27 protein-coding genes and 1 riboswitch are annotated in these 25,650 nt (G+C 72.0%); of the genes, 14 read left to right on the top strand and 13 right to left on the bottom strand.

The window, feature by feature from the left end; genetic code table 11:
- Nucleotides 1-57: 57 nt before the first annotated feature.
- Nucleotides 58-609, bottom strand: coding sequence for a flavin reductase family protein (locus tag A4V12_RS02695; protein ID WP_064067537.1), 552 nt, complete (start codon nt 607-609; stop codon nt 58-60).
- A 305-nt stretch (nt 610-914) separates the two neighbouring features.
- Here A4V12_RS02695 and cdgB point away from each other — a divergent pair, with 305 nt between their 5' ends.
- The gene (gene cdgB / locus A4V12_RS02690) at nt 915-2,573 is read left to right on the top strand and encodes a diguanylate cyclase CdgB (protein WP_064067536.1); all 1,659 of its coding nucleotides are present in this window, start codon (nt 915-917) and stop codon (nt 2,571-2,573) included.
- Between the two features lie 111 nt (nt 2,574-2,684).
- Nucleotides 2,685-3,641, top strand: a complete 957-nt coding sequence (locus A4V12_RS02685; protein ID WP_064067535.1) for a hypothetical protein — start codon at nt 2,685-2,687, stop codon at nt 3,639-3,641.
- On the opposite strand, the gene A4V12_RS02680 is transcribed toward A4V12_RS02685, so the two are convergent.
- The 5 genes from A4V12_RS02680 to A4V12_RS02660 form a co-directional block, all read right to left on the bottom strand.
- Nucleotides 3,631-4,482 carry a class II fructose-bisphosphate aldolase gene (locus A4V12_RS02680; protein ID WP_064067534.1) on the bottom strand — a complete coding sequence of 284 codons (852 nt, stop codon included), beginning with the start codon at nt 4,480-4,482 and terminating at the stop codon, nt 3,631-3,633. The genes A4V12_RS02685 and A4V12_RS02680 overlap by 11 nt on opposite strands.
- 13 nt (nt 4,483-4,495) lie before the next feature.
- On the bottom strand, nt 4,496-5,422 hold the full coding sequence (locus tag A4V12_RS02675; RefSeq protein WP_064067533.1) for a 1-phosphofructokinase family hexose kinase: 927 nt from the start codon (nt 5,420-5,422) through the stop codon (nt 4,496-4,498).
- Between the two features lie 130 nt (nt 5,423-5,552).
- On the bottom strand, nt 5,553-6,698 hold the full coding sequence (gene nagA / locus A4V12_RS02670; RefSeq protein ID WP_064067532.1) for an N-acetylglucosamine-6-phosphate deacetylase: 1,146 nt from the start codon (nt 6,696-6,698) through the stop codon (nt 5,553-5,555).
- On the bottom strand, nt 6,698-7,633 hold the full coding sequence (locus tag A4V12_RS02665; protein WP_064067531.1) for an ROK family protein: 936 nt from the start codon (nt 7,631-7,633) through the stop codon (nt 6,698-6,700). The genes nagA and A4V12_RS02665 overlap by 1 nt, the downstream gene beginning before the upstream one ends.
- A 121-nt stretch (nt 7,634-7,754) precedes the next feature.
- A complete protein-coding gene (locus A4V12_RS02660; protein ID WP_064067530.1) occupies nt 7,755-8,657 on the bottom strand; it encodes an SIS domain-containing protein in 903 nt (300 codons plus the stop codon).
- Between the two features lie 112 nt (nt 8,658-8,769).
- Between A4V12_RS02660 and A4V12_RS02655 the strand changes: the two genes are divergently transcribed.
- From A4V12_RS02655 to otsB, 3 genes are all read left to right on the top strand, one after another.
- Nucleotides 8,770-10,047, top strand: coding sequence for an extracellular solute-binding protein (locus A4V12_RS02655; RefSeq protein WP_064067529.1), 1,278 nt, complete (start codon nt 8,770-8,772; stop codon nt 10,045-10,047).
- 100 nt (nt 10,048-10,147) lie between these two features.
- On the top strand, nt 10,148-10,444 hold the full coding sequence (locus A4V12_RS38240; RefSeq protein WP_064067645.1) for a DUF3263 domain-containing protein: 297 nt from the start codon (nt 10,148-10,150) through the stop codon (nt 10,442-10,444).
- Nucleotides 10,445-10,480: 36 nt separating this feature from the next.
- Nucleotides 10,481-11,320 (top strand): trehalose-phosphatase, encoded by an 840-nt coding sequence (gene otsB / locus A4V12_RS02645; RefSeq protein ID WP_064067528.1) that lies wholly within the window; start codon nt 10,481-10,483, stop codon nt 11,318-11,320.
- Nucleotides 11,321-11,872: 552 nt separating this feature from the next.
- On the opposite strand, the gene A4V12_RS02640 is transcribed toward otsB, so the two are convergent.
- Together A4V12_RS02640 and A4V12_RS02635 are read right to left on the bottom strand one after the other, a co-directional pair.
- A complete protein-coding gene (locus A4V12_RS02640) occupies nt 11,873-13,318 on the bottom strand; it encodes an alpha,alpha-trehalose-phosphate synthase (UDP-forming) (protein WP_064067527.1) in 1,446 nt (481 codons plus the stop codon).
- Between the two features lie 45 nt (nt 13,319-13,363).
- Nucleotides 13,364-14,308 (bottom strand): glucosyl-3-phosphoglycerate synthase, encoded by a 945-nt coding sequence (locus A4V12_RS02635; RefSeq protein WP_064067526.1) that lies wholly within the window; start codon nt 14,306-14,308, stop codon nt 13,364-13,366.
- A 116-nt stretch (nt 14,309-14,424) separates the two neighbouring features.
- Nucleotides 14,425-14,568: riboswitch (SAM riboswitch) on the top strand.
- Between A4V12_RS02635 and thrC the strand changes: the two genes are divergently transcribed.
- The 4 genes from thrC (at nt 14,562) to groL (ending at nt 18,721) form a co-directional block, all read left to right on the top strand.
- Nucleotides 14,562-15,869 carry a threonine synthase gene (gene thrC, locus A4V12_RS02630; protein WP_079136756.1) on the top strand — a complete coding sequence of 436 codons (1,308 nt, stop codon included), beginning with the start codon at nt 14,562-14,564 and terminating at the stop codon, nt 15,867-15,869. (Overlaps the previous riboswitch by 7 nt.)
- Before the next feature lie 24 nt (nt 15,870-15,893).
- Nucleotides 15,894-16,172 (top strand): ubiquitin-like small modifier protein 1, encoded by a 279-nt coding sequence (locus A4V12_RS02625; RefSeq protein WP_064067524.1) that lies wholly within the window; start codon nt 15,894-15,896, stop codon nt 16,170-16,172.
- A gap of 410 nt (nt 16,173-16,582) precedes the next feature.
- Nucleotides 16,583-16,789 carry a cold-shock protein gene (locus A4V12_RS02620; RefSeq protein ID WP_008743607.1) on the top strand — a complete coding sequence of 69 codons (207 nt, stop codon included), beginning with the start codon at nt 16,583-16,585 and terminating at the stop codon, nt 16,787-16,789.
- 309 nt (nt 16,790-17,098) lie between these two features.
- Nucleotides 17,099-18,721, top strand: coding sequence for a chaperonin GroEL (gene groL / locus A4V12_RS02615; RefSeq protein ID WP_064067523.1), 1,623 nt, complete (start codon nt 17,099-17,101; stop codon nt 18,719-18,721).
- A 103-nt stretch (nt 18,722-18,824) separates the two neighbouring features.
- Here groL and A4V12_RS34170 read toward each other — a convergent pair whose 3' ends face one another.
- Nucleotides 18,825-19,679, bottom strand: a complete 855-nt coding sequence (locus A4V12_RS34170; protein WP_234372054.1) for a TetR family transcriptional regulator — start codon at nt 19,677-19,679, stop codon at nt 18,825-18,827.
- 403 nt (nt 19,680-20,082) lie between these two features.
- On the opposite strand from A4V12_RS34170, the gene A4V12_RS02605 reads away from it, so the two are divergent.
- Nucleotides 20,083-21,195 carry a glycosyltransferase gene (locus A4V12_RS02605; protein WP_079136755.1) on the top strand — a complete coding sequence of 371 codons (1,113 nt, stop codon included), beginning with the start codon at nt 20,083-20,085 and terminating at the stop codon, nt 21,193-21,195.
- Nucleotides 21,196-21,294: 99 nt separating this feature from the next.
- On the top strand, nt 21,295-21,738 hold the full coding sequence (locus tag A4V12_RS02600) for an SRPBCC family protein (protein ID WP_064067522.1): 444 nt from the start codon (nt 21,295-21,297) through the stop codon (nt 21,736-21,738).
- 22 nt (nt 21,739-21,760) lie between these two features.
- Here the strand turns inward: A4V12_RS02600 and A4V12_RS02595 are convergent, their stop codons facing one another.
- On the bottom strand, nt 21,761-22,003 hold the full coding sequence (locus tag A4V12_RS02595) for a DUF397 domain-containing protein (RefSeq protein ID WP_064067521.1): 243 nt from the start codon (nt 22,001-22,003) through the stop codon (nt 21,761-21,763).
- Entirely contained in the window at nt 21,984-22,826 is an 843-nt protein-coding gene (locus tag A4V12_RS02590) for a helix-turn-helix domain-containing protein (protein ID WP_064067520.1), read from the bottom strand. Before A4V12_RS02590 ends, A4V12_RS02595 begins: the two co-directional genes overlap by 20 nt.
- A 115-nt stretch (nt 22,827-22,941) precedes the next feature.
- Here A4V12_RS02590 and A4V12_RS02585 point away from each other — a divergent pair, with 115 nt between their 5' ends.
- The gene (locus tag A4V12_RS02585) at nt 22,942-23,139 is read left to right on the top strand and encodes a hypothetical protein (protein ID WP_064067519.1); all 198 of its coding nucleotides are present in this window, start codon (nt 22,942-22,944) and stop codon (nt 23,137-23,139) included.
- A complete protein-coding gene (locus tag A4V12_RS02580) occupies nt 23,136-23,339 on the top strand; it encodes a hypothetical protein (RefSeq protein ID WP_064067518.1) in 204 nt (67 codons plus the stop codon). The genes A4V12_RS02585 and A4V12_RS02580 overlap by 4 nt, the downstream gene beginning before the upstream one ends.
- A 5-nt stretch (nt 23,340-23,344) precedes the next feature.
- On the opposite strand, the gene A4V12_RS02575 is transcribed toward A4V12_RS02580, so the two are convergent.
- Nucleotides 23,345-23,689: a helix-turn-helix domain-containing protein gene (locus tag A4V12_RS02575; RefSeq protein WP_423539837.1), complete on the bottom strand. Its 345-nt coding sequence runs from the start codon at nt 23,687-23,689 to the stop codon at nt 23,345-23,347.
- Complete coding sequence (locus tag A4V12_RS02570) at nt 23,686-24,054, bottom strand: type II toxin-antitoxin system RelE/ParE family toxin (protein WP_064067517.1); 369 nt, start codon at nt 24,052-24,054, stop codon at nt 23,686-23,688. The genes A4V12_RS02575 and A4V12_RS02570 overlap by 4 nt, the downstream gene beginning before the upstream one ends.
- Before the next feature lie 140 nt (nt 24,055-24,194).
- Between A4V12_RS02570 and A4V12_RS02565 the strand changes: the two genes are divergently transcribed.
- On the top strand, nt 24,195-25,649 hold the full coding sequence (locus tag A4V12_RS02565) for an ABC transporter permease (protein ID WP_064067516.1): 1,455 nt from the start codon (nt 24,195-24,197) through the stop codon (nt 25,647-25,649).
- Nucleotide 25,650 lies beyond the last annotated feature (1 nt).

The raw sequence follows: 25,650 nt of genomic DNA, 5'->3' as shown, positions 1-25,650 counted from the left end.
GCCGGGCCCGGACCGGAGGACACCGCCGGGCCGCCCCGAGGCGCAGGCCCGCCGGGGTCAGGAAAGGTGGCGGTAGTTGCCGCGGAAGTAGGTGAGCGGGCCGGCGTCCGGGCCCGGGAAGCCGACCGCCAGGACACGGGCGACGACCAGCGTGTGGTCGCCCGCCTCGACGCGCTTCTCCGTGCGGCACTCCAGCGTCGCCAGCGCCCCGCCGACCAGCAGCGCGCCGCTCGCCGCGCCGCGCACGGTGGGCAGGTCCGCGAACAGCAGCCGGTCGCTCACCCGGCCCTTCATCGCGAACCGGCCGGCCACCTGCCGCTGGCCCTCCGCGAGGATCGAGACGCCCCACAGCGGCTGCTCGGCCAGCAGGTCGTCCATCCGGGAGCCCTCGCGCAGGCTCACCATGACCAGGGGCGGGTCCAGGGACACGGACAGGAACGCCGTCGCGGTCATGCCGACGTCCTCGCCGCGCGGGCCCTCGTCCGGGTCATGGGCTGTGACCAGCACCACGCCGGCGGCCAGTCGGGACATCGCTGCCCGGAACTCGTCGTTGCTCACCCCCTCAGGATGGGGGACGGCGGGGGCGTGGGTCTGGGTCGTCGGCAGCACACCGGGAACGCTAGTCGCGCCTCCGCCGCGCCCGCATCGGGCGGAGGGCCCGGACCGCGGTCCTAGGACCCGGCGCGGTCATGGCCCCATACTGTGCGTTCACGCGGAGTTCAGCGGCCGGTTACCACCGGTTCGACCGGCTTCCGTGAACAACATCATCCTTTGTGACTTGAGTCACAGAGCGCAGGTTTTGTTGACCCTGTGTACCTGGGGCACAGCTCGCTGTGATTCAGTGGCGTGACAGTGCAACACGAGCGCCGATGAGAACCCTGGAGTTGCTGTCGAGGTCTCGGGGAGAGCGAGCAATGGAGACCGAGTCGGAGCCGTACGTCCGTCTTGCGACCCTGCGGCAGCTGCATCAGGTCGTCGCCAACCTCAACACGGCCCGCAGCCTGGCCGACACGCTGCAGACCGTCGCCGACGGCGTGATCGCCGGGCTCGGCTACGAACTGGCCTGCGTCAACCTCGTCCGCCCCGACGGTGACCTGGTCGTCGCCGCGTTCGCCGGCAGCCCGGCGGCCGAGGCCCTGATCACCGGCCGGGTCGGCTCCCGCGCGTCCTGGGAGCGCCGCCTCGGCATGGGCGAGGCGTGGGGCGAGCTCCGCTTCATACCGCACACCGAGGGCTGGGTCCTGATAGAGGACGACGTCCCCCAGTGGCACACCGACGGGCCCGAGCCGCGCTTCGAGGACGAGTGGCACCCCCGCGACCGCCTCTACGCCCCGATGTACGCCTCCGGCAGCGGCCGCGAACTCCTCGGCGTCATCTCCGTCGACCGGCCCCGCAACGGCCGCCGCCCCGGCCCCTGGGGCCAGGAGGCGCTCCAGATGTACGCCTCCCAGGCGGCCATCGCGATCAGCAACGCCCGGCTGCGCGCCAACATGCAGCGCGCCCTGGTCCGCCTGGAGCGCGAGCAGCAGGCGCTGCGCGCCAGCGAGGAGTCGTTCCGCCAGGCCTTCGAGTACGCGCCCTCCGGCATGGCCATCGCCGAGATGGGCGGCGACCAGCACGGCCGGCTGCTGCGCGCCAACGACGCGCTGTGCCGGCTGCTCGGCAGACCCGCCTCCGTGATGCGCCGCTACTCCTTCGCCGACCTCGTCCACCCCGAGGACATCGGCACCCTGCTGCGCACCTCCGCCGAGGGCGGCCGCGCCGAGCTGCGGCTGGCCCGGCGGGACGGCAGCTACGTGTGGGTCTCGCTGCGGAACTCGGTGGTCGCCGACACCGCCGACGGGCCGCGTTTCCTGCTCACCCACGTCGAGGACATCGAGGAACGCAAGCGGCACGAGCTCCAGCTCGCCCACCGCGCCTCGCACGACGCGCTGACCGGCCTGCCCAACAGCGCCGAACTGCGCGCCCGGCTCAGCTCCCGGCTCTGCTCCCGGCCGCACGCGGTGCGGTCGACCGCCGGGACGCACGAGGCCGACGCGTACGACAGCGGCGACTACGAGTACGGGGACCACGCCTACCGGGGCGACGGCTTCGACTTCGGGGCGGGCGCCGAGGGCGGCGCGTACGACCACCACGTGCACGCCGTGGCGCCGGACGACGAGGTCGACGACGGGACGAAGGGGCTCGCCGTCCTCTTCTGCGACCTGGACGGATTCAAGTCGATCAACGACCGGTTCGGGCACCACACCGGTGACGCGGTGCTGATCGAGGTGGCCCGCCGGCTGACCGCCGGGGTGCGGGACGGGGACACCGTGGCGAGGCTCGGCGGTGACGAGTTCGTCGTCCTCGCCGACGGGCTCGGCGCGGCCGACGCCGCCGACCTCGCCGTGCGGCTGCGCAACGCGATCATCCCGCCGATCCGGGTGGACGGGCGCGCGGTGCGGGTGGGTGCCAGTTTCGGCATCGGCTGGGCCGAGTGCGGCATGTCCGTCGAAGAGGTGCTGAACTCCGCCGACCAGCGGATGTACATCGAGAAGCGCTCCCGCTCCAAGGTCCACCGCCGGGCGGGCTAGGGGCTGTGGGGGGCTCCGGCCGGATCGGGGAACACGTCCCCCCTCGGCCGTTCGGGGTAGGCTCGCCCGGTCGGTGACCGCTGGCGAGCAGGGAATGAGGAGTGACCAGGGATGGCTGCCGGTAACAACGGCGCGAGCACGCCCGAGGACGACGATCCGTTCGGCTACCTGTACGCGGACGGACAGACGGCCGGCGCCCAGGCGCGTCAGGGCGGCGGCTACGGCTACCCGGGTCCGGCCGCTCAGCCGGGGGTGCCCAGAACGTCGTACAACCAGGTCAGGGCGGTGGGCGAGCGCCAGTACGGCGGCGGTGGCGGCCAGGTGCCGCCGCAGGCGCAGTACCAGCAGCAGTACGCCCAGCCGAACCCGCAGTACGCGGCACCCGAGTCCTACCCGGGCGCCGACCGCACCCGCCCGGTGCCCCCGGTCCCGTCCCCGCAGCGCGGCGGCCCCAACACCAAGGGCCTGCTGATCGGCGCGATCGCGGTCGTCCTGGTCGTGGTGATCGGCATCACGGTCGCCGTCCTGACGAACACCAAGGACGACCCCAAGGGCGGCAACGCGGGCGGCGGCGGGTCGGCGCCGCCGACGGCGGTCCAGCAGTCCCCGTCGCCGAAGCCCTCCCAGTCCGCCGAGGAGCCGGTGGAGCTGCCCAAGCAGGACGCGGCGACGCTCCGGCTGGGCGGTCCGGCCCGGCTGGGCACGGACATCAAGGGCGCCAAGGGCGCCGACGGCGCGTACGTCATGTTCAACGGCACCGGCGGCTCCGCGAGCTGGACCGTCGACGTCCCGGCGGACGGCCCCTACACGCTGTTCCTCAGCTACAGCGTCCCGGGCAAGGACGCCAACGCGACGCTGTCCGTGAACGGCGGGTCGCCGCGCGAGATCCGGATGAAGAACTTCGCGCACGCGCCGGAGGGCGACTGGGAGAAGGGGTGGACGTACACCTACTCCTACGCCGAGCTGAAGAAGGGCTCCAACACGATGACCATGTCGTGCGAGGCGGGCAACCAGTGCGAGGCCTACCTCGACCAGGTCTGGCTCCAGCAGGGCCAGGTCAAGGGCTGACCACCGACAGGAAGTGCGCCACCGTCCCCGCCATCGCCTCGCGAGCGGGGACGAGGTATTTCCGGGGGTCGACCGCGTCGGGGTGCTCGGCGAGGTGGCCGCGGACCGCGCCGGTGAACGCGCTGTTCAGGGCCGTACCGATGTTGATCTTCGTCATGCCGGCGGCGACCGCGGCGCGGAGCCCGTCGTCCGGGACGCCCGACGAGCCGTGCAGGACCAGCGGGACGGGGACGGCGTCGCGCAGGGCGCCGATCAGCGCGTGGTCCAGGGCGGCCGTGCGCCGCGTCATCGCGTGGGACGAGCCGACCGCGACGGCGAGCGCGTCCACACCCGTGTCCGCGACGTACGCGGCCGCCTCGGCCGGATCGGTGCGGACACCCGGCGTGTGGGCGTCCGGCGGCGGCGCGCCGTCCTTGCCGCCGACCCGCCCCAGCTCGGCCTCGACCCAGATGCCCCGCTCGTGCCCCCACCGCACGGCCTCGGCGGTGGCCTTCACGTTGTCGCCGTAGCCCAGCGCCGACGCGTCGAACATCACGGAGCTGAAGCCCTCGGTGTGCGCGGCGCGCAGCAGGTCGGGGGTGACCACGTGGTCCAGGTGGAGGCCGAGCGGCGCGGAGGACGCGCGGGCGACGGCCGCCGCCGCGGCGGCGACGGCGGACAGGTCGCCGCCGTGGAACCTGACGGCGTTCTCGGAGATCTGCAGGATCGCGGGCCGTCCCACCCGTTCGGCCCCGGCCGCGATCGCCTCGGCGTGCTCCAGGGTGATGACGTTGAACGCGGCGACGGCGCCGTCGGCGGACCTGGCCCGGGCGATCAGTTCACCGGTGGGAACGAGGGGCATGTGCGTACCTCCGTCAAGCGGCCGTGGCGTGCTCCGTCACCGTGCTTCGGGACAGCAGTTCCCGGTACGTCGTCATGTCGAACTCGCCCGCCGCCGGTGCCAGCACCGTGGCCGCCGACAGGGCCACCGCCCGCGCCAGCCGATCGGGCCACGGCAGGCCCTCCACCAGACCCGACAGCAGGCCCGCCACCGCCGAGTCGCCCGCACCGGTCGGGTTGCCCTTCACCGCGGACGGCGGGGCGGCCTGCCAGATGCCGTCCGGGGTCACCGCGAGCAACCCCTCCGGCCCGAGCGAGGCGACCACGGCGTGGGCGCCGCGGCGGCGGGCGTCGCGCGTGGCGCGCAGCGGCTCCCGGGCGCCGGTGAGCCGGGCCAGCTCCTCGGCGTTGGGCTTGACCAGGTCGGGCCGGGCGGCGATGCCCCGGCGCAGCGGCTCGCCGCTGGTGTCCAGGACCACGGGGACGGACGCGGCCCGGGCGCGGCGCACCAGGTCGGCGTACGCCCCGACGTGGATGCCGGGCGGCAGGCTGCCGCACAGGGCGACCGCGTCGGCCTCGCGCACCAGCGCGTCGTAGCCGGTGAGGAAGGCCGACCACTCGTCGGCGGTGACCGCCGGGCCCGGCTCGTTGAGCTGGGTGGTGTCGCCGGTGGAGGCGTCCACGACGGCGACGGTGCGGCGGGTGGTGCCGGCGACCGGGACGAGCGCGTCGCGCACCGGCAGCGGGGCCAGCAGGTCGCGCAGGACGTCTCCGGTGGGGCCGCCCGCGAAGCCGGTGACCACGGTGTCGTGGCCGAGGGCCGCGAGGACGCGGGCGACGTTGACGCCCTTGCCGCCGGGACGCTCGGCGACGTCGGTGACGCGGTGCGAGGCGTGCGGGGTGAGGGCGTCCACCTTGTAGGTGATGTCGAGCGCGGTGTTGAGCGTGACCGTCAGGATCACCCGTCACACCCCCGAGAAGTACGCGCCTGCTCCTGCCCCGTGGTCGGGGCCTCCGGGTTCTGATCATGCCAAACGGAAGGCGGTTGGCCCAGTCCCCCGGCCCGACCGCCCGGCGGCGCGGCGGCCGGCATCAGGCCGGCCGGGGCTCGACCACCCATTCACCCTTGCGCATGACACCCACCAGGGTGAACTCCGCGTCCAGGACGACCAGATCGGCGTCCTTGCCGGGCTCCAGGGATCCGACCCTGTCGTACAGGCCCAGCACCTTCGCCGGGTTGGCGGAGACGGCGCGCACGATGGACTCGACGGGCAGCCGGTCGATGGTCGCCGCCCGCTTGAACGCGGTGTCGAGGGTGAGGGTGGAGCCGGCGATCGAGCCGCCCTCCACCAGCCGGGCGACGCCGTCGCGCACCTCGACCTCCAGCGGGCCGAGGTGGTAGACGCCGTCGCCGAAGCCCGCCGCGTCCATCGCGTCCGTGATGAACGCGACCCGGTCCGGTCCGGCGTGACGGAACGCCAGTTCCAGCGCGGCCGGGTGCAGGTGGGTGCCGTCGTTGATCAGCTCGACCGTGACCCGCTCGTCCTGAAGCAGCGCGGCGATCGGGCCGGGCGCCCGGTGGCCCAGGGCGGGCATCGCGTTGAACAGGTGGGTGGCGACGGTGGCGCCCGCGTCGATGGCCGCGACCGTCTGCTCGTACGTGGCGTCCGTGTGCCCGATCGCGGCGATGACGCCGTGCTCGGCCAGCAGGCGTACGGAGTCGAGGCCGCCGGGCAGTTCGGTGGCGAGGGTGACCATCCGGGCGTGGCCGCGTGCCGCGTCGACCAGCTTGCGCACCTCGGCCGGGTCCGGGTAGCGCAGCAGGTCCTCGCTGTGGGCGCCCTTGCGGCACGGCGAGATGAACGGGCCCTCGAAGTGGATGCCCGCGATGTCGCCCTGCTCGGCCAGCTCCGACAGCTCCCCGGCGCGGTGCGCGAGGAAGTCCATGTCGCCGGTGACGGTGGAGGCGACGACGGTGGTGGCGCCGTGCAGCAGGTGCGTGTGGACGCCCTTGAGGACCTCGTCCACGGTGCCGGAGGTGAAGGACGCGCCGCCGCCGCCGTGGTTGTGCATGTCGACGAAGCCGGGGACGACCCAGTGCCCGGTGAGGTCGACGGAGGGGGCGTCCGCCGGGGCGTGGCCCACGATACGGCCGCCTGCGACGATCACCCGCCCGCTGTCCACGATCCCGGTCGGCAGCACCACGCGGGCGCCGGCGAGAACCTTGTGATCGGCCATCAGGCGGATACCTCCGAACTGGCGAGTAGGTCCCAGGCGAGGAGGCCCGCGCCCAGGCATCCGGCGGTGTCCCCGAGGGCCGCCGGCACGATGGCGGGCAGCTTCTGGAACGTCACGCGCTCCTCGACGGCCGCCCGAAGGGGTGTGAACAACGTTTCCCCGGCCTCGGCGAGACCGCCACCGATGATGAGCGTGCGGGGGTCCAGCAGGGTGAGCGCGGTGACCAGCCCGTCGGCGAGCGCGTCGACGGCGTCCCGCCACACCCGTACCGCCCGCTCGTCGCCCGAGGCGACGGCCTTGGCGCAGTCCGCCGCGTCCGCCTCGGGGTCGCCGCTCGCCGCCGCCCAGTTCCGCGACACGGCCGAGGCCGAGGCGAGCGTCTCCAGGCAGCCGCGCTGACCGCAGCCGCACGCCGGCCCGCCGGGGCGCACGACGATGTGGCCGATCTCGCCGGCGTACCCGTGCGCGCCCGCCTCGATGACGCCGCCGATGCCGATCGCGCCCGCGATGCCGGTGCCCAGCGGCACGAACAGGAACCGGTCGGCGCCCCGCCCGGCGCCCACGCGGCCCTCGGCGAGCCCGCCGGTGCGCACGTCGTGCCCCAGGGCGACCGGCAGGCCGCCCAGCCGCTCCGCGAGGAGGGCCCGCAGCGGGACGTCCCGCCAGCCGAGGTTGGCCGCGTACACGGCGAGGCCCCGGTCCGGGTCGACGATGCCGGGCACGGCGACACCGGCGGCGACGGCAGCCGCGCCGTACCGCTCACGGCCGTGGGCGTGCAGCTCGGCGGCGAAGCCGAGGATGGACTCCACGACCGCGTCGGGGCCGCGCTCGCGGCCGGTCGCGCGGCGCGCCTCGTACAGCAGGGCCCCGTCGGCTCCGACCAGGGCGGCCTTCATCCCGGTGCCGCCCACATCGAGGGCGATGACGTGTCTCACGGGAGACAGTGTCACTCGTGAACCCGTGAAAGGTCTAGTCCACTCGCCCGGATTGTTGTCCGCGCATACAAATGGGCCCACCGGGACGGAACGGGCGCCGCCCCGGCACCCGGCACGCCCCCTACGAGGACAGGATCACGCTGCGCGTCAGGTTCCGCGGCCGGTCCGGGTCGCACCCCTTCGCCTCCGCCACCGCCACCGCCAGCCGCTGCGCCCGCACCAGATCCGCCATCGGATCCGCCGTCGCGTGCGCGTGCAGCGTCCCGCCGACCCGCGCCACGTCCCCCGCCAGCCCCTCCGGCACGTCCCCGAACACCCACGTCACCCGCCCCGGACCGGTGATCGAGATCGGGCCGTGCCGGTACTCCATCGCGGGGTACGCCTCCGTCCACGCCCCCGCCGCCTCCCGCATCTTCAGCCCCGCCTCCAGCGCCAGCCCGTACGTCCACCCCCGGCCCAGGAACGTCCACTGCTCCGCCCCCGTCACCGCCGGCGGCAACGGCTCCGCCAGCGCCGCCTCCGCGTCCACCGCCGCCTCCGCCACCGGCTTCACCCCCCGCACCGCGCCCAGCCCGGCACGCAGGAACGCCAGCGCCGTCGTCGCGAACCGGGTCTGCACCACCGACTCCTCGTCCGCCCAGTCCAGCACCGCCACCGCGTCCGCCGCCCCCATGACCGGCGTCTTCGGATCGGCCGTCAGCGCCAGCGCCGGCACCCCCCGCCCGCGCAGCACCCCCAGCAGGTCCAGCACCTCCGTGGTCGTACCCGAACGGGTGATCGCCACGACCCGGTCGTACGCACGCGACGACGGGAACTCCGACGACGCGAACGCGTCCGTCTCGCCCTCGCCCGCCGCCTCCCGCAGCGCCGCGTACGCGATCGCCATGAACCACGACGTCCCGCAGCCGGTCACCGCCACCCGCTCCCCGGGGCGCGGCAGCCCCTCCCCGAACGCCCCCGCCGCCTCGACGGCCCGGCGCCAGCAGGCGGGCTGGGTGGCGATCTCTGCTGCGGTACGTGACATGCCAGGGCTCCTACGGCTGCGGAGACGGTTTCGGCCAAGCGATACCCAGGTGGTGTAGACCTCATCCCGCGTTGTGGGAAAATCACCACGCAGGCAGGAAACAAAAGTGGGGATGAGCTCTGTGCAGCGCCGCTACATACGACTGACCGCGGCGGTGGCCGCACTGGGCATGGCGGCGACGCTCGCCGGCTGCGGAGCCGGCGAGGGCGCCGAGGACGTGACGCTGAAACTCGTCGCCGCCGACTACGGCAGCGGTGACGCCAACACCTCCCAGAAGTACTGGGACGACCTCGTCGCCTCGTTCGAGAAGTCCCACCCCGGCATCACCGTCGACGTCGACGTCATGTCCTGGAAGGACGTCGACCGCGAGGTCGCCGAGATGGTCGCCAAGGGCGAGGCCCCCGACCTGGCCCAGATCGGCGCCTACGCCGACCACGCCGCCGCGGACCGGCTGTACAAGGTCGACGACATCCTCCCCATCCCCACCCAGGCCAACTTCCTGCCCCTCCTCGCCCGCGCCGGCCAGGTCGAGCGGGCCCAGTACGGCATGCCCTTCGCGGCCAGCACCCGCCTGCTCTTCTACAACAAGGGCCTCTTCGAGAAGGCCGGCGCCAAGCCGCCCAAGACCTGGGACGAGATCCGCACGGCCGCCGAGAAGCTGAAGGGCGAGGGCGTGAAGTACCCCTTCGCCCTCCCGCTCGGCACCGAGGAGTCCCAGGCCGAGACCATGATGTGGATGCTGGCGGGCGGCGGCGGCTACCGCGACTCCGGCAACATCTCCTACGACATCAACTCCAACGAGAACGTCACCACCTTCACCTGGCTGAAGAACAACCTCGTCGGCAAGGGCCTCACCGGCCCCGTCGCCCCCGGCGAGCTCGACCGCCAGGAGGCTTTCGACGCCTTCGTCCAGGGCGACGTCGGCATGCTCAACGGCCACCCCACCCTGATGGACGCCGCCGAGAAGGCCGGCGTGAAGGTCGGCAAGCTCCCCCTGCCGAGCCCCGACGGCGAGGGCCGACCCGCGATGGGCGTGGCCGACTGGATGATGGCGTTCAAGCAGAACGGCCACCGCAAGGAGATCGGCACGTTCCTCACGTACGTGTACGAGGACAAGAACGTGCTCGCCTTCTCCGACCGGTACGACATCCTCCCCGTCACCTCCACCGCCACCGCCGCGATGCGCAACGACCCCAAGCACCAGGACCTGTGGCCGTTCCTGGAGGAACTGCCCACCTCCGAGCTGTACCCGGTCGGCCACACGTCGTGGGCCAAGGTGAGCGAGAGCATCAAGAAGAACATCGGCAAGGCCGTCGCCCCGGGCGGCGACCCGGACGCGGTGCTGTCGGGCATCGCGCGGGACGCGAAGGACGCGGAGGCGGCCGAGTAACTATGTTGCTCATATGACCGCTTCTCCCCGCCGCCCGGACCGGGCCCCGGACCGCGTCCCCGACCGGGCCCCGGCCCCGGCACCGGACCCGAGCCAGGCCGTGGCCCCGGATGCGCGCCCCGAGCCGGACGCGCGCCCCGATCCGGGTGAGCGCCCCGATCCGGGCGGGCGCCCGGGCCTGACCGACCGGGACCGCGCCGTCCTCGCCGTGGAACGGCTCTCCTGGCCCGGCCCCGGCGCCAAGGAACGCGCCATACGCGAACAGCTGGGCCTCTCGCCCACCCGCTACTACCAGCTGCTCAACGCGCTCCTCGACGACCCGGCGGCCCTCGCCCACGACCCCGTCACCGTCAACCGGCTGCGGCGGCTGCGCGCGTCGCGGGAGGCGCGGCGGTAGGTGTGCGCGGCCGGGGCCCTGGATAGGTTTCGGGTCATGGGCACCCAACCGGATTCCTTGCCGCGTCCCGCCACGCCCGCCGGCCGCGAGGGCCTGGCGGCCTTCCTGGCCCACCCGGAGCGGGCGGTCGTCGCACTCGACTTCGACGGCACCCTCGCCGACATCGTGGACGACCCCGAGCAGGCCCGCGCCCACCCCGGCGCCGTCCCCGCCATCGCCGCGCTCGCCCCGCGCGTCGCCTCCGTGGTGGTCATCACCGGCCGCCCCGCCGGAGTGGCGGTACGGTACGGCGGCTTCGCCGGCGTCCCGGGCCTGGAGCACCTGGTGGTCCTCGGCCACTACGGCGCCGAACGGTGGGACGCCGTCACCGGCACCGTCCAGGCGGCCCCCGAGCACCCGGGCGTCGCCGCCGTCCGCGCCGAACTGCCCGGCTTCCTCGACCGGGCGGGCGCGTGGCGCGGCACGTGGATCGAGGAGAAGGGGCGCGCGGTGGCCGTCCACACCCGGCGCGCCGACGACCCGCAGGCCGCGTTCGACGCCCTGCGCGGCCCCCTCGCCGACCTGGCGGCCGACCACGGCCTGGTCCTCGAACCGGGCCGCATGGTCCTGGAACTCCGCCCCCCGGGCGTCGACAAGGGCGTGGCGCTCACCGAGTACGTACGCGAGACCGGCGCGCGGACCGTCGTGTACGCCGGCGACGACCTGGGCGACCTGCCCGCCTTCACCGCCGTCGAGAAGCTGCGCTCCGACGGGGTGCCCGGCCTGCTGGTGTGCAGCGGCAGCGACGAGGTCACCGAAGTCGCCCGCCGCGCCGACCTCCAGGTCCCCGGCCCCGCCGGGGTGGCCGGCTTCCTGTCCGCCCTGGCCGCCGCCTGACCCCTCCGCCGCCCGGGTGGCGCCCCCCTCCCGGTGCGCCCCCCGTGCGGTGCCTGTCCGGTGGGTGGCGGGGCGTGGCCCCTCCGGGCTCACCTCCTCGGGGCCGGCGGCCTTGGGTCACGCGTAAGGGAGCCCGCCCCTTGCCTCCCCCAAGCTCTCGCTGCGCTCGAGCAGGGGGTACCCCCATCCCTGCGGGGGCGATCCTGCACGGCCCCACCCCGGGCCGTCCCCCGGCTGCAGGCCGGTGAGTGGCTTCGACCCTCGGGCCGTCGGCCATCAGCCGGCCGGTGGGGTAGGGGGCGCAGCCTCGCACCGGCGCGTAGGCGGTCTGCTGGGCGTTGGCGGGATGTTCCCGGACTCGGCGAGGAGGGGCCGTGCAGGGTCGCCCCCGCAGCGGATTGGCGGCGAGCAACGGTGACAAAGCCGGCTGGGCGCCCCGCCAACCGCGAGGAGGTGAGCCCGGAGGGGCCCCGTACCCCGCCCACCGGCAGCAACCGACCGCACAGGCACGCCCCGCGCACGCCCCGCGAGGGGCCACGCGGGGGCGCGGGGTCAGAGGGAGCGCAGGGCGTTGAGCTGGTCGAGGAACCAGCGGGCCGGGGGGAGGGACGTGGCGGCCGCGGCGAGGCGCTTGGTGCGGTCGGCGCGCTCGGCGGGGGGCATGGACAGCGCCTCGTGGAGGGCGTCCGCCGTGCCCGTGATGTCGTACGGGTTCACGGTGATCGCGTCGTCGCGCAGCTCCTCGTACGCGCCCGCCTCCCGGGACAGCACCAGCGCGCAGCCCGCGTCGGAGACGACCGGGACCTCCTTGGCGACGAGGTTCATGCCGTCGCGGATGGGGTTGACCAGGGCGACGTCGGCCAGGCGGTACGCGGCCAGCGAGCGGGCGAAGTCGTCCTCGACGTGGAGGATCACCGGGGTCCAGCCGTCGCGGCCGTACTCCGCGTTGATCTCGTCCGCGAGGCGGGCGACCTCCGCGGTGTACTCGCGGTAGACGGCGAGGTCCTGGCGGGAGGGGTAGGCGAAGGCGAGGTGCACGACCCGCTCGTGCCACTCGGGGCGCTCGGACAGCAGGTGCCGGTAGGCCAGCAGGCCGCGGACGATGTTCTTGGACAGTTCGGTGCGGTCGACGCGGACGATCGTCCTGCGGTCGGGACCGATCTGGTCGCGGAGCATCGCCATCCGGTCGTCGACGTCCGGGCGGCGCGACCGCTCGCGCAGGAAGTCGCCGTCGGCGCCGAGGCCGTGCACGCCCAGCTCGGTCCGGTGGGGCTTGCCGTGCGCCCAGTACTGCACGCTCGGCGCCTGGTCCTTGGGCCATTGCGTCGTCACGTCCATGTCCCGCAGCGACGTGGCGCAGCAGGCCTGGAAGGCCTGGAGCCAGCGCCAGGTCAGGAAGCCGAGCCGGTCCGCGCCGAGCATGCCGAGGAGCAGTTCCTCCGCGATGTCGTCGGGGAGCATGGCGAAGTATTCGGGGGGCGCCCACGGGGTGTGCGAGAAGTGCCCGATCCGCAGGTCGGGGCGGAGTTCGCGGAGCATGCCGGGGACGAGGGCAAGGTGGTAGTCCTGGACGATGACGACGGCCTCGTCGGCCGCCTCCTCGGCGAGGGCCTCGGCGAAGGCGCGGTTGTAGAGGCGGTACGAGGCCCACTGGCGGCGGAAGCCGGCGTCGAAGGCGGGTTCCAGTGGTGTCTGGTACAGCAGGTGGTTCACGAACCACAGCACGGAGTTGGCGATGCCGTTGTACGCGTCGGCGTGCACGGCCGCGTCGATGTCCAGCATCTTCACGCCCGGCTCGGCCGCCGCGCCCTGCCGCACGGCCTGCCGGTCGCCGTCGCTCAGGGCGGCGCAGACCCACAGGGCGCCCGCGTCGGGCCCGATCGCGGACAGTCCCGACACCAGCCCGCCCCCGCCGCGCCGGGCGTCGAACGTCCCGTCCTCCCGTGGCACGTAGCTGACCGGACCGCGGTTCGAGGCGACAAGAATCTGGGCTGCCATGGGAACGAACCTAGCCCGTAGCGGAAACGCTCAAACGTACGGCGCTCAGGCCACCCGGCGGCGCCGCACGTACTCGGCCACCTCGATCATCGGCGGGCGTTCCTCGGTGTCGACGTCGTGGGTGCGCGGTACGAACCCGTCGTCGCCGCGGTCGAACTGGGTCAGCCGCGGCCGCACCAGGTGGCCGCGCGACAGCCTCAGCTGCGCCGTCCGGTAGATCGCGGCCGCCATCCGGCCCAGTGCCCGTTCGTCCTGGTGCCGGTGCTTGCGCACGCCCACGTCCACCTGGGCCAGGGCGTCGAGGCCCACGGTGTGCAGGGCGTCCACGAGGAGGCCGAGTTCCACCCCGTACCCGACGGGGAAGGGGAGCCGTTCCAGCAGGGAGCGGCGCGCCGCGTACTCGCCGCCGAGGGGTTGGACGAATCCGGCCAGCTGCGGCCAGTGCAGGTTCAGCAGGGGCCGTGCCACCAGTTCCGTCACGCGCCCGCCCCGGCCGGGCGCGCCGGCGAGGGGGCGGTCGTACATGGCCTTGACGAAGTGGACGGACGGGTCGGTGAGGAGGGGGCCGACGATCCCGGTGACGAAGTCGGCCGAGAAGTCGCGCAGGTCGGCGTCGACGAAGCAGACGATGTCGCCGGTGGTGGCGAGGAGGGAGCGCCACAGCACCTCTCCCTTGCCGGGGAGGGCGGGTATGCGGGGGAGTATCGCGTCGCGGTGCACCACGCGTGCGCCGGCCGCGGCAGCCACCTCGGAGGTCCGGTCGGTGGAGCCGGAGTCGATCACCACCAGTTCGTCGACGAGCGGGGCCGCGGCGGACATCAGTTCGCGGCGGATCACGGTGACGATGTCGCCGACCGTGGCCTCCTCGTTGAGCGCCGGCAGGACGACACTGACGGTCGTACCGTGCTTGGCCGCGAGCAGCCGGTCGAGCGGTCGATCGGTCACGGACCAGGACCGCCGCTCCAGCCAGCGCTCCACCTCTTCCAGCACGTGATCTCCATCTCGCGTATCGGACGACCATCTCAAGCGTCCAGGGGTTCGGTTACAGTCTTGAACAACGCGGATGACCGTCGCATGTCGGGTCCCCCGCGCACACAACCGAATACCGCTCATCCAGAGGGGCAGAGGGACACGGCCCGTTGAAGCCCCGGCAACCCTCCAGTCGGCACTCGCATGTCTTGCGCGAGGCCCCGGCTAGGGAAGGTGCCAAATCCGTCTCATGGCGAAGTGCGCCATGAGGAAGATGAGGAGAAAGGGCCTCGCCTCCATGGCTGTACAGACTGTCGCCACCGCCAAGAACGTCGACCTCGGGCCTGCTTCCGCCCTCTCCTGTCGCGAGTGCGGCGAGCGTTTCGAGCTCGGTCCCATTTTCGCCTGTGAGCTGTGTTTCGGGCCCCTGGAGATCGCCTACGACCTGCCGGTCGGCGACCCGGAGGGCCTGCGCAAGCGGATCGAGGCCGGACCCGCGAACATCTGGCGGTACGCGCCGCTGCTGCCCGTCCCGGAGGACGTGGCCGGCAAGCCGAACCTGAACCCCGGCTGGACCAAGCTGGTCCAGGCCGACAACCTCGCCCGCGAGCTGGGTGTCGAGCCGGGCAAGCTGTTCGTCAAGGACGACTCGGGCAACCCGACCCACTCCTTCAAGGACCGGGTCGTCGCCCAGGCGCTCGAAGCGGCTCGCGCCTTCGGTTTCACCACCCTGTCCTGCTCGTCGACCGGCAACCTGGCGGGTGCCGTCGGTGCGGCCGCCGCCCGGGCGGGCTTCCGGTCCTGCGTGTTCATCCCGCACGACCTGGAGCAGGGCAAGGTCGTCATGGCCGCGGTGTACGGCGGTGACCTGGTCGGCATCGAGGGCACCTACGACGACGTCAACCGCTTCTGCTCGGAGCTCATCGGCGACCCGCTGGGCGAAGGCTGGGGCTTCGTCAACGTCAACCTGCGGCCGTACTACGCCGAGGGTTCCAAGACGCTGGCGTACGAGATCTGCGAGCAGCTCGGCTGGCGGCTGCCCGACCAGCTGGTGATCCCGATCGCGTCCGGCTCGCAGCTGACGAAGATCGACAAGGGGCTCCAGGAGCTGATCAAGCTGGGCCTGGTCGAGGACAAGCCGTACAAGATCTTCGGTGCGCAGGCGGAGGGCTGCTCCCCGGTGTCGGCGGCCTTCAAGGCCGGTCACGACGTGGTGCGGCCCCAGAAGCCGAACACGATCGCCAAGTCGCTCGCCATCGGCAACCCGGCCGACGGCCCCTACGTCCTGGACATCGCCCGCCGCACCGGTGGCGCGGTGGAGGACGTGGACGACGCGCAGGTGGTCGACGCGATCAAGCTGCTGGCCCGTACGGAGGGCATCTTCGCCGAGACGGCGGGCGGGGTGACCGTGGGCGTGACGAAGAAGCTGATCGAGGCGGGTGCGCTGGACCCGTCGCTGACCATGGTCGTGCTCAACACGGGCGACGGCCTGAAGACCCTCGACGCGGTCGCTCCGACCACGGGCCCGACCGCCACCATCCGCCCGAGCCTGGACGCGTTCCGCGACGCCGGCCTGGCCTGAACGACCGAAAGGCAGCACGACGACATGAGCGTCAACGTCCGCATCCCCACCATCCTCCGTACGTACACCGGTGGCCAGGCCGAGGTCACGGCGGAGGGCGCGACCCTCTCCGAGGTCATCGAGTCGCTGGAGAAGAACCACCCGGGCATCGCCGCCCGTGTCCTGGACGACCAGGGCAAGCTGCGCCGCTTCGTCAACGTGTACGTCAACGACGACGACGTGCGCTTCGAGGACGGTCTGGGGACGGCCACGCCCGACGGCGCCGGCGTCTCGATCATCCCGGCCGTCGCCGGCGGTTGCTGACGTACCGAGCGTGACGGATCCTGCCCCCTCCGCGAGAGAAGCGGAGGGGGCAATTCTGCATGGTTGAGCGCGGTAGAGTTGGGGAAGTCCCCGCCGCCGCGTGTGCCGGACGCATATGAAGTATTGCGCGGCCGCGACAAGATGCAGTCAATGTACCCCCGCGAGTTGCGCCATTTGCGCCCCTTTGCCGGGCCCGACTTGCCCGGGATTCTGGCCCCTTCGGCCGCATTTTCCGTTCATCCGTGCTCGGATTTCTCGTCCGACTGACCTGTTGCAGACGGCAGTTGGGCAGATACATTCAGCGGCGGTCGACGCGTTACGGCGCACGCTCACACCTGTCAGTGGGTGAGGTCTGACCCGGGTCCGCGAAGTGCGGTCCTGTGCAAGGGCCAGTAATAGGGGAGTTAGGCATGGCTCAGGGCACCGTCAAGTGGTTCAACGCGGAGAAGGGGTACGGCTTCATCGCGGTCGACGGTGGTGCGGATGTTTTCGTCCACTACAGCGCGATCCAGATGGACGGCTACCGCACCCTTGAAGAAGGTCAGCGGGTCGAGTTCGAGATCTCGCAGGGCCAGAAGGGTCCGCAGGCGGACATGGTCAAGCTCGCCGCCGGCTGAGAGCCGCGTCGCGATCGACCGACCATCGACTGTCGACACCGCAAGTGCCGAGGGGCCCGCGTTCCAGGGGACGCGGGCCCCTCGCGCATGTCCGGACGACGTCCCGGATCTGCGGGAGGCGCTTGCACTCGCATGGGTCGAGTGCTAATCATTGCGTTAGCACTCTGAAGGTGAGAGTGACAACGAAGGACCGGGTCGGTGAGGTCCGCAGGCCGGTGGGGCAAGGAACCACCTCAGGCAGGCAGACCGTCCGTCGCGGGCGCCAGCGCGGTCCGGAGCATCCACCCCAGTCCGGGAGGACCACTTCACATGGCCAAGATCATCGCGTTCGACGAGGAGGCACGGCGCGGCCTCGAGCGCGGCATGAACCAGCTCGCCGACGCCGTCAAGGTGACCCTGGGCCCCAAGGGTCGCAACGTCGTCCTCGAGAAGAAGTGGGGCGCCCCCACGATCACCAACGATGGTGTGTCCATCGCCAAGGAGATCGAGCTCGAGGACCCGTACGAGAAGATCGGCGCCGAGCTGGTCAAGGAAGTCGCCAAGAAGACGGACGACGTCGCCGGTGACGGTACGACCACCGCGACCGTCCTCGCCCAGGCGCTCGTCCGCGAGGGTCTGCGCAACGTCGCCGCCGGCGCCAACCCGATGGCCCTGAAGCGCGGCATCGAGACCGCCGTCGAGGCCGTCTCCGGCGCGCTGCTGGAGCAGGCGAAGGATGTCGAGACCAAGGAGCAGATCGCTTCCACGGCCTCCATCTCCGCCGCCGACACCCAGATCGGCGAGCTCATCGCCGAGGCCATGGACAAGGTCGGCAAGGAAGGCGTCATCACCGTCGAGGAGTCCCAGACCTTCGGTCTGGAGCTGGAGCTCACCGAGGGTATGCGCTTCGACAAGGGCTACATCTCGGCGTACTTCGCCACCGACATGGAGCGTATGGAGGCGTCGCTCGACGACCCGTACATCCTGATCGTCAACTCGAAGATCTCCTCGGTGAAGGACCTGCTCCCGCTGCTGGAGAAGGTCATGCAGTCCGGCAAGCCGCTGCTGATCATCGCCGAGGACGTCGAGGGCGAGGCCCTGTCGACCCTGGTCGTCAACAAGATCCGTGGCACCTTCAAGTCCGTCGCCGTCAAGGCCCCGGGCTTCGGCGACCGCCGCAAGGCCATGCTGAACGACATCGCCATCCTCACCGGTGGCCAGGTCATCTCCGAGGAGGTCGGCCTCAAGCTCGAGAACGCCGGCCTGGACCTGCTGGGCCGTGCCCGCAAGGTCGTCATCACCAAGGACGAGACCACCATCGTCGACGGTGCCGGTGACAGCGACCAGGTCGCGGGTCGCGTCAACCAGATCCGTGCCGAGATCGAGAACTCCGACTCGGACTACGACCGCGAGAAGCTCCAGGAGCGTCTGGCGAAGCTGGCCGGCGGCGTGGCCGTCATCAAGGCCGGTGCCGCCACCGAGGTCGAGCTCAAGGAGCGCAAGCACCGCATCGAGGACGCGGTGCGCAACGCCAAGGCCGCCGTCGAGGAGGGCATCGTCGCCGGTGGTGGCGTGGCCCTGCTCCAGGCGTCCAGCGTCTTCGAGAAGCTGGAGCTCGAGGGTGACGAGGCGACCGGCGCCAACGCCGTCCGCCTGGCCCTGGAGGCCCCGCTGAAGCAGATCGCCGTCAACGGTGGTCTCGAGGGTGGCGTCATCGTCGAGAAGGTGCGCAACCTGCCCGTCGGCCACGGCCTGAACGCCGCGACCGGCGAGTACGTCGACATGATCGCCGAGGGCATCATCGACCCCGCCAAGGTGACCCGTTCCGCTCTGCAGAACGCGGCCTCCATCGCGGCGCTGTTCCTCACCACCGAGGCCGTCATCGCCGACAAGCCGGAGAAGGCCGCGGCCGGTGCTCCGGGCGGCATGCCGGGCGGTGACATGGACTTCTGATCCTCGCGGATCGGACGCAGTCCTTTCGTTCCGAGGGCGGTACCCCCACTCCCAGGGGGGTACCGCCCTCGGGCGTTTTCGGGGCCGGCCGCCCCGGTGGCGCTCACCGCGCCCCGGCCGCCCCCCGGATCACCCGGTCCAGCAGCGCGTCCACCCCGGCGGACAGCTCCGCCCGGCCGCCCCGCCCCGCGAGGGAGGGGGCGCTCTCCCGGAGCCTCGGGAAGTCGTGGGCGGGCAGGCGGTGCAGCCCCAGCCGGAACGCCGGGTCCGGTTCCTCGGGCGCGTCGACCATGGCGCGCAGGTCCACCAGGAGATAGCCGAGCAGCCAGGCCGTGAACGCCCGGTGCGCGGCCGTCGCCGTGGCCGTGTCCAGCCCGCCCGCGTGCAGCAGCCGCAGGACGTTCTCGTCGACGCGCAGCACGGCGGCCGGCCGCCGCGCCAGGGGGACGCTCAGCATCCGGGTGGCGAGCAGCGGCACCACCTCCGGGTGGCGCAGCCCGACGGCGTAGACGGCGTACGCGATGCGCTGCAGGCCGGCCCGCCAGCCGGGGCCTTCGGATCCGGGCCGCGCTTCGGGTGCGCCGGGCTGTGCTTGGGGCGCGGTCTGTGTTTCCGGTGCGGCTCGCGATGCGGGCGGGGCGCCGGTGGCGGGGACGTCCGCGGCTTCCGGCGCGCCCCAGCCCTCCGGTACGTCGCCGGCCTCCCGCGCCAGGTGCTCCTCGACCTGCTGGTACAGCGCCTCGACAAGTCCGTCGAGCAGCGCGCCCTTGCCCGGCAGGTACCGGTACAGGGACATGGCCTCCACGCCGAGTTCGGTACCGAGCCGGCGCATGCTGAGCGCCGAGAGGCCCTCGGCGTCGACCACCCCGAGGGCGGCGACCAGTACACGCTCCCGCGACAGCTTCCCGTACCTCCCGCGGTCGCTGGCACGTCGTCCGGGCGCGTCCTCAGGGGCCACGGCGCTCACCGATCCGTTCCGTCGCGTCGATCGTCCCCCTCGGCAGGTATGCCCCGGGCACAGCGGCCTCCGTTCCACCGTACGTGTACGGCGTAAGCGGGTTCCCTCCACTTACGCGCCGGTACGGGTTGACACTTTCCAGGATATAGATGGACACTCTAAACATACGACGTAAACATACAGCAGATGGACAGCCGCTCCAGGCACCCACCGGAGTGGGCGGCCATCCTCCCGGCGCAGAAGCGTGCGCCTCTCACCACCTTCACGACCCGTTCTTATGGAAAGTCGGCGACACCATGTACGGCTCGCTCGCACACACCGGAGTCTCCTGGCCCCTCTACGCACTCATCGGCATCATCGCCGCAGTGGTCGGCAAGCTGCTGAGCTGGTTCCGAGGCAGCTGATGAGTGCCACCGGTACCACGGACCTCGCGGCAGCGCCCGCATCCCGCCCCCGGACGGAACGCCTGACCGTCACCGCCCTGGTTCCGGCGCACAACGAGGAGGAGGGACTCGGCGACACGCTGATGTCCCTCCTCGCGCAGTCCGAACCCTTCGACGAGATCATCGTCGTCGACGACTGTTCCTCGGACCGCACCGGGGACGTCGCCCGCTCCTTCGGAGTCACCGTCGTCAGGCCCCAGCACAACCGGGGCAGCAAGGCGAAGGCACAGAACTACGGGCTCCCCTACGTACACACGGACCTCGTCCTGCCCGTCGACGCCGACACGCTCCTCGCCCCCGACTACGTCGAACTGATCAAGGCGCCCTTCCGCGAGGACCGGGTGGCGATCGCCGCCGGCTGCGTCCAGACGCGGTTCGACGACACGGCGACCGAGCGGGGCCGGTGCATCGAGTACCTCTTCGGCTTCCACTTCCAGCGGCCGATCCAGAACGCCGCCAACAGCCCGGTCGTCTGCTCCGGCTGCTGCTCCGCCTTCCGCACCGACGAGCTGCGCCGCTTCGGCGGGTTCCCCGAGCGGACCATCGTCGAGGACATGGACTACACGTGGAGCAAGCAGATCGAGGGGCGTCGCGCGGTCTACGTCGGCGACGCCGTCGCCTGGGCGGCGGACCCGACCGACCTCGTCTACCTCCGCAAGCAGGTCTGGCGCTGGATGGCGGGCTTCTTCCAGAACGTCCGCATCCACTCGGGGCAGATGTTCTGCCACAAGCCGCTGCTGTTCCTGTGGATCCTCATCGCCTGCTGGGACATCGTCACCGCGCCCCTCTGGTACGTCATGCCGTTCTTCCTGATCTTCGTCCTGCACCAGGACGTCGGGACCACGCTGATGTGGTGGCTGGGCTTCGAGATGGTGTTGATGTGGCTCCCGCTGATCTATGCGATAAAACGCCGCCATCTGTCGTGGGTGCGGATCCTCCGCAACTTCCCGTTCGTCTACATGAACAAGATGGTCAACGTCTTCTACGCGTGGAAGGCACTTCTGGTCGAGCTGATCGGCGTGCCGCTCAAGCTCACCGAGGGCCTGGTCACCTATGAGAAGGGCCGTGCCTGACGGGGTGGGCCGGAGGCGCGCGCGGGCCCGGGCGGCCCGGACGCGCCTCCGGTCCGCGTGCGGCGCCCGGCCCCGGAGCTTCGGGCCTACGCTGGGGTCATGGCCGTCGACGTCCTGACCGAGACCGTGATCGACGCCCCGTGCGACCGCGTCGCGGCGTACGTCGCGGATCCGTCGAACGCGCCCGAGTGGTACGTCAACATCGTGTCCGTCGAGTGGGAGACGGTCGCCGAGGTCGCGGTCGGCGCACGAGCCGCGTTCGTCGCCCGCTTTCTGGGGCGGCGGCTGGTCTACACGTACGAGATCGTCGCCTACGAGCCCGGCCGACGGCTGGTGATGCGGGCCGACCAGGGGCCGTTCCCCATGGAGACCACGTACACCTGGGAGCCGTACGGAGATACGGGCGACCGCACCCGGATGACCCTCCGGAACCGGGGCGGCGGCAGCAGCCGCGTCCTGGCCGCCGCGATGCGCCGCGCCAACCGCAAGGACCTCGCGCTGCTGCGGCACCTGTTGGAGACGCGGTACGGCCCCGGGGCCTGAGCCCCGGGGCCGCGGTGGCGCTCTATCGCTTGAGGCCCGCTACGAACGCGGACCAGGCGGCGGCCCGGAACACGAGCTTCGGGCCGGTGGGGTTCTTGGAGTCACGGACGGGAACGATGTCCGGGTTGCCGTCGGTGACTTCGAGGCAGTCACCGCCGCTAGCGCCACTGTGCGTGGACTTGCGCCACCGGGCGACCTCCAGACAGTTGCCGCCACTGGCATCGCTGTAGCTCGACTTGCGCCACTCAAGGATGTCGATCTTCATGGGCGTAATCCTCCGCCACTGAGGTGAGCAGGGCCAGGGATTCTTGAGGTGACAGTGCGCCGGCCCCGAGCAGATCGTAGGACAGTTCGTAGTGTCGGACCGTGGCGGGATCGTCGTGCAACTGTCCTGAGCCGAGGCTTTCCAGATAGGCGAGCGGTGGCGCGTCGTCGAAGGCCATCAGTTTGAGTGCGCCCCCCAGGGCCATGTGCGCGCCGGCCGCGAACGGGATGACCTGGACGATCACCCGGTGAGCCCGGCCCAACTCGGCGATGTGTCGGAGCGCCTCGGCCATCACCGCCGGTCCGCCGACCTCCCGGCGGAGGACCGCCTCGTCCAGGACCGCCCAGAACAGTGGCTTCGTCGGGTCGTCGAGGATGTGCGCGCGGGCGAGACGCGCCTCCACCAGCTCGTCGATGACGTCATCCGTAGCCGTGGGACGCCCGCCACGGAACACGGCCCGCGCGTACGCCTCCGTCTGCAGCACGCCCGGGATCAGCAGCGGCGCGTACTCCCTGATGGCCGTCGCGACCGCTTCCACCTCCGCCGCCTCCGCGAAGTGGTCGGGGTACCGCGACTTGTTGGCGGCCCGGCAGTTGCGTTGGAAGAACCCGTTCGTGCCCAGTATGCGGTCGATCCGGGCAGCGATCTCCGGCTGCATCCGCCGCGTACCGGACTCCAGTTGGCCGATGAACGAGCCGCTCACGAAGAGCTTCTCGCCGAGCGCGTCCTGGCTGAGTCCGGCGTTCTCGCGGGCATGGCGCAGCTCGGCGCCGAGCAGTGCCCTGGGGGAGGAGGAAGGGTCGAGATCCTTCGGACCGGGCATGTGTCAACTCCCGTTAGCACAGATGGGGTTGTTGGGCCGCCTTTGTGTTCAGACTAGCCGGGAATCGACCACGCTGTGTACAGAAGCCGAACACTCAGCGTGGAGGTGCCTGGTCATGGGGATGGTGTCCGTGGAGCACGTGGTGAGCCAGTTGCGCGACGAACTCGGCAGGGTCGGGGTGACCCTGCCGTCCCTGCGGGTGGACCCGGTGTCGGCCGCGGGCGAGGCGCCGTACCCGCTGGTGGACCTGGGGCGCTGCAACGTGGACACCGCCCTCCGGCTGGTCGCGGTCCTGCGCGAGGTGCGGCGATGAGCGCTCCCGAGTACATGATCGACGCCCGGGACGGGCGGATCGGCGAGGTGATGGGCCACGTCGGTGGCCGTGTGCAGCTGCGCCCGCTGGGCGGCGGCCGGGAGTGGGACTGCCCGGCCGACGAACTGACGCCCGCGTCACCGCGCGAGGTGCTGCGGGCGCGCGTTCGAGAGTTGAACCAACGGGGACGCCTGCCGTGATCCCCTCACGCTGCCCGACGGTCGATGAACGTCACCTCTTCGCGATCGCTGTCCAGGGCGATGTTCAGCGTGGCGTCCAGGGCCTGAGCCAGGCGCCGAAGCAGGGGAAGGGTCGGCACCGCGTCGGCCCCTTCGATGCGCGAGACCTTCGCCTGGGTCAGCCCGGCGCGCTGGGCGACTTCCGACTGGGACAGTCCGAGTCTCTGGCGGCGGTCGTAGACGGCTTTGGCAAAGGCCATGGCCAGCCGGATCTCGGCGCGGTCGGACGCGGCTTCCTCCGGTTCGGTGCTTCCGTCGCTCACCGCCCTCTCACGGTTGAGCTTCCAGCGTGTGTGGTTCATGGTGCTCATCCCCTCTCGCCACGGCTGTAAGTGGTGTGGGCGGGTCCGTGATCCTCCGCGCATACCTTGCGGGCGATCACGGCTCGGTCCACTTGGGCGTCCTCACGCATGCGGGTCTTCCGGAAGACGGTCAGGAGGACGATCCGCCGGTCCGGGGTGAACCAGTAGGTGATACGGGTGTCCTCGCCGTCAAGCGTCGGCCGGAGCTCGTACACGCCGTCTCTGAGCGGACGCGCGAAGGGCATGGGGGTCCTGGTGCCCAGCGTTGCCAGTAACCCGGCGTACTCCTCCACTTTGCGGTACTGCTTGTCGGGCAGAAGTGCCAGCCAGTCGCGTACCTCCGGCTCAAGTTCGATCGCGTGCAGGTCGTCCATGCCGCAGACCGTAATATGTCGTCTACGACATGTTAGACGTCTCGTGGAGTTCTCACCCGTCCGGGTGGTGCTGCCGCTTCTCATACGACTCTCACCGGGGCCTCAACCCACCATCACGCCGCGTCCATAGCTTTCGCGGCATGTTCTTCACCTACCTCCGGCGCGAGTTGCGCCGTCGACGCAAGGCGGCGCTCGTCGTCGCCTCGGGGCTGGCCCTCGGGATCGCGCTGGTCATCGTGGTCGACTCGGTCACCGCCGGCATGAGCCGGGCCCAGACCAAGGTGCTGGAGTCGCTGTACGGACTCGGCACCGACATGACGGTCACGAAGGCCGCTTCCCCGCCCGGGGAGGGCGACGCCGTCCGGCGGCCCCGCTTCCGGTTCGACGCCGGCGCGGGCACGGACAGCGCGCAGCAGAGCCAGGACGTCGTCATGGTGCAGGGGTTCGAGACGCTCACCGCGTCGACCGTCGCCAAGGTCGCCGCACAGGACGGGGTCGCGGACGCCGTCGGCGGGCTCAGCGCCCGGGTGATGAAGGTCGACGGGCGCTTCGCGAGCGGCGAGGTCCGGCCCGCGCAGCCCGGTCAGGCCCCGGGCCAGGGCGGGGCCGGCGGTGAAGTGCGCGGCGGCGGCGCGGACTTCGGCGTCGACTCGTACACCGTGTACGGGACCGACGTCGCCCACCAGGGTCTCGGACCTCTCACCTCCTCGAAGATCACCTCCGGCCGTACGTTCACGGCCGGCGAGACGTCCGCCAAGGTGGCCGTCGTCGACAGCGCCCACGCCAAGGAGCAGGGCCTGACCGTCGGCGAGAAGATCACCGTCTCCGGCACCGCGTACACCGTCATCGGTGTCGCCACCGCCGACAGCGGCGACGCCTCCGCCGACGTCTACCTGCCGCTCGCCGAGGCGCAGACCCTCGCCGACGCGAAGGGCAGGGTGACGACCGTGTACGTCCGGGCGACCGCCTCGCAGCGCATCGACGAGGTGAAGGGCGCCGTCCAGAAGAACGTCCCGGGCACGACCGTCACCACCTCCGCCGACCTCGCCGACACCGTCTCCGGGTCCCTGTCGACCGCCTCGGACCTCGCCACGGGCGTCGGCAAGTGGCTGTCGATCGTCGTGCTGGGCGCGGCGTTCGTGGTGGCCGGGCTGCTGACGTCGTCGGCGGTCAGCAGGCGCGTCCGGGAGTTCGGCACCCTCAAGGCCCTGGGATGGCGCAGCGGGCGCGTCACCCGGCAGGTGGCCGGCGAGGCGCTGGCGCACGGGCTGATCGGCGGGGCGCTCGGGATCGGCGCGGGCCTGGCCGGGGCGTGGGCCGTCACGGCGTTCGGCCCGACGCTCACCGCCGAACTGGGCGGCGGCGCCGGTGGCGGCGGCGGGCAGCGCTTCGCCGGCGGGCCCGGAGGCGGGGGCGGGCCGGTCCGCGAGACGGCGACCCGCGCCCTGGACGTCGCGCTCACCGCGCCCGTCTCGCTCACCACGATCGGGCTCGCCGTGGCCCTCGCCGTCACGGGCGGCCTCGTCGCGGGCGGGTTCGGCGGCTGGCGGGCCGCGCGGCTGCGCCCCGCCGACGCGCTGCGCCGCGTCGGATGAC

Origin of the sequence: Streptomyces noursei (genome assembly GCF_001646665.1) — a bacterium.
In the GTDB taxonomy this organism is placed as follows: Bacteria; Actinomycetota; Actinomycetes; order Streptomycetales; family Streptomycetaceae; genus Streptomyces; species Streptomyces lavendulocolor.
Note: the sequence above shows the minus strand (reverse complement) of the source record. Positions and strands in the feature narration are given on the sequence as shown.

Excerpts from the sequence above, each read along its gene's own strand:
- cdgB (WP_064067536.1), top strand. The coding sequence starts at position 915 with ATGGAGACCGAGTCGGAGCCGTACGTCCGTCTTGCGACCCTGCGGCAG.
- A4V12_RS02685 (WP_064067535.1), top strand. The coding sequence starts at position 2,685 with ATGGCTGCCGGTAACAACGGCGCGAGCACGCCCGAGGACGACGATCCG.
- A4V12_RS02680 (WP_064067534.1), bottom strand. The coding sequence starts at position 4,482 with ATGCCCCTCGTTCCCACCGGTGAACTGATCGCCCGGGCCAGGTCCGCC.
- nagA (WP_064067532.1), bottom strand. The coding sequence starts at position 6,698 with ATGGCCGATCACAAGGTTCTCGCCGGCGCCCGCGTGGTGCTGCCGACC.
- A4V12_RS02660 (WP_064067530.1), bottom strand. The coding sequence starts at position 8,657 with ATGTCACGTACCGCAGCAGAGATCGCCACCCAGCCCGCCTGCTGGCGC.
- A4V12_RS02655 (WP_064067529.1), top strand. The coding sequence starts at position 8,770 with ATGAGCTCTGTGCAGCGCCGCTACATACGACTGACCGCGGCGGTGGCC.
- otsB (WP_064067528.1), top strand. The coding sequence starts at position 10,481 with ATGGGCACCCAACCGGATTCCTTGCCGCGTCCCGCCACGCCCGCCGGC.
- A4V12_RS02640 (WP_064067527.1), bottom strand. The coding sequence starts at position 13,318 with ATGGCAGCCCAGATTCTTGTCGCCTCGAACCGCGGTCCGGTCAGCTAC.
- thrC (WP_079136756.1), top strand. The coding sequence starts at position 14,562 with ATGAGGAGAAAGGGCCTCGCCTCCATGGCTGTACAGACTGTCGCCACC.
- A4V12_RS02625 (WP_064067524.1), top strand. The coding sequence starts at position 15,894 with ATGAGCGTCAACGTCCGCATCCCCACCATCCTCCGTACGTACACCGGT.
- A4V12_RS02620 (WP_008743607.1), top strand. The coding sequence starts at position 16,583 with ATGGCTCAGGGCACCGTCAAGTGGTTCAACGCGGAGAAGGGGTACGGC.
- groL (WP_064067523.1), top strand. The coding sequence starts at position 17,099 with ATGGCCAAGATCATCGCGTTCGACGAGGAGGCACGGCGCGGCCTCGAG.
- A4V12_RS02605 (WP_079136755.1), top strand. The coding sequence starts at position 20,083 with ATGAGTGCCACCGGTACCACGGACCTCGCGGCAGCGCCCGCATCCCGC.
- A4V12_RS02600 (WP_064067522.1), top strand. The coding sequence starts at position 21,295 with ATGGCCGTCGACGTCCTGACCGAGACCGTGATCGACGCCCCGTGCGAC.
- A4V12_RS02595 (WP_064067521.1), bottom strand. The coding sequence starts at position 22,003 with ATGAAGATCGACATCCTTGAGTGGCGCAAGTCGAGCTACAGCGATGCC.
- A4V12_RS02590 (WP_064067520.1), bottom strand. The coding sequence starts at position 22,826 with ATGCCCGGTCCGAAGGATCTCGACCCTTCCTCCTCCCCCAGGGCACTG.
- A4V12_RS02585 (WP_064067519.1), top strand. The coding sequence starts at position 22,942 with ATGGGGATGGTGTCCGTGGAGCACGTGGTGAGCCAGTTGCGCGACGAA.
- A4V12_RS02580 (WP_064067518.1), top strand. The coding sequence starts at position 23,136 with ATGAGCGCTCCCGAGTACATGATCGACGCCCGGGACGGGCGGATCGGC.
- A4V12_RS02575 (WP_423539837.1), bottom strand. The coding sequence starts at position 23,689 with ATGAGCACCATGAACCACACACGCTGGAAGCTCAACCGTGAGAGGGCG.
- A4V12_RS02570 (WP_064067517.1), bottom strand. The coding sequence starts at position 24,054 with ATGGACGACCTGCACGCGATCGAACTTGAGCCGGAGGTACGCGACTGG.
- A4V12_RS02565 (WP_064067516.1), top strand. The coding sequence starts at position 24,195 with ATGTTCTTCACCTACCTCCGGCGCGAGTTGCGCCGTCGACGCAAGGCG.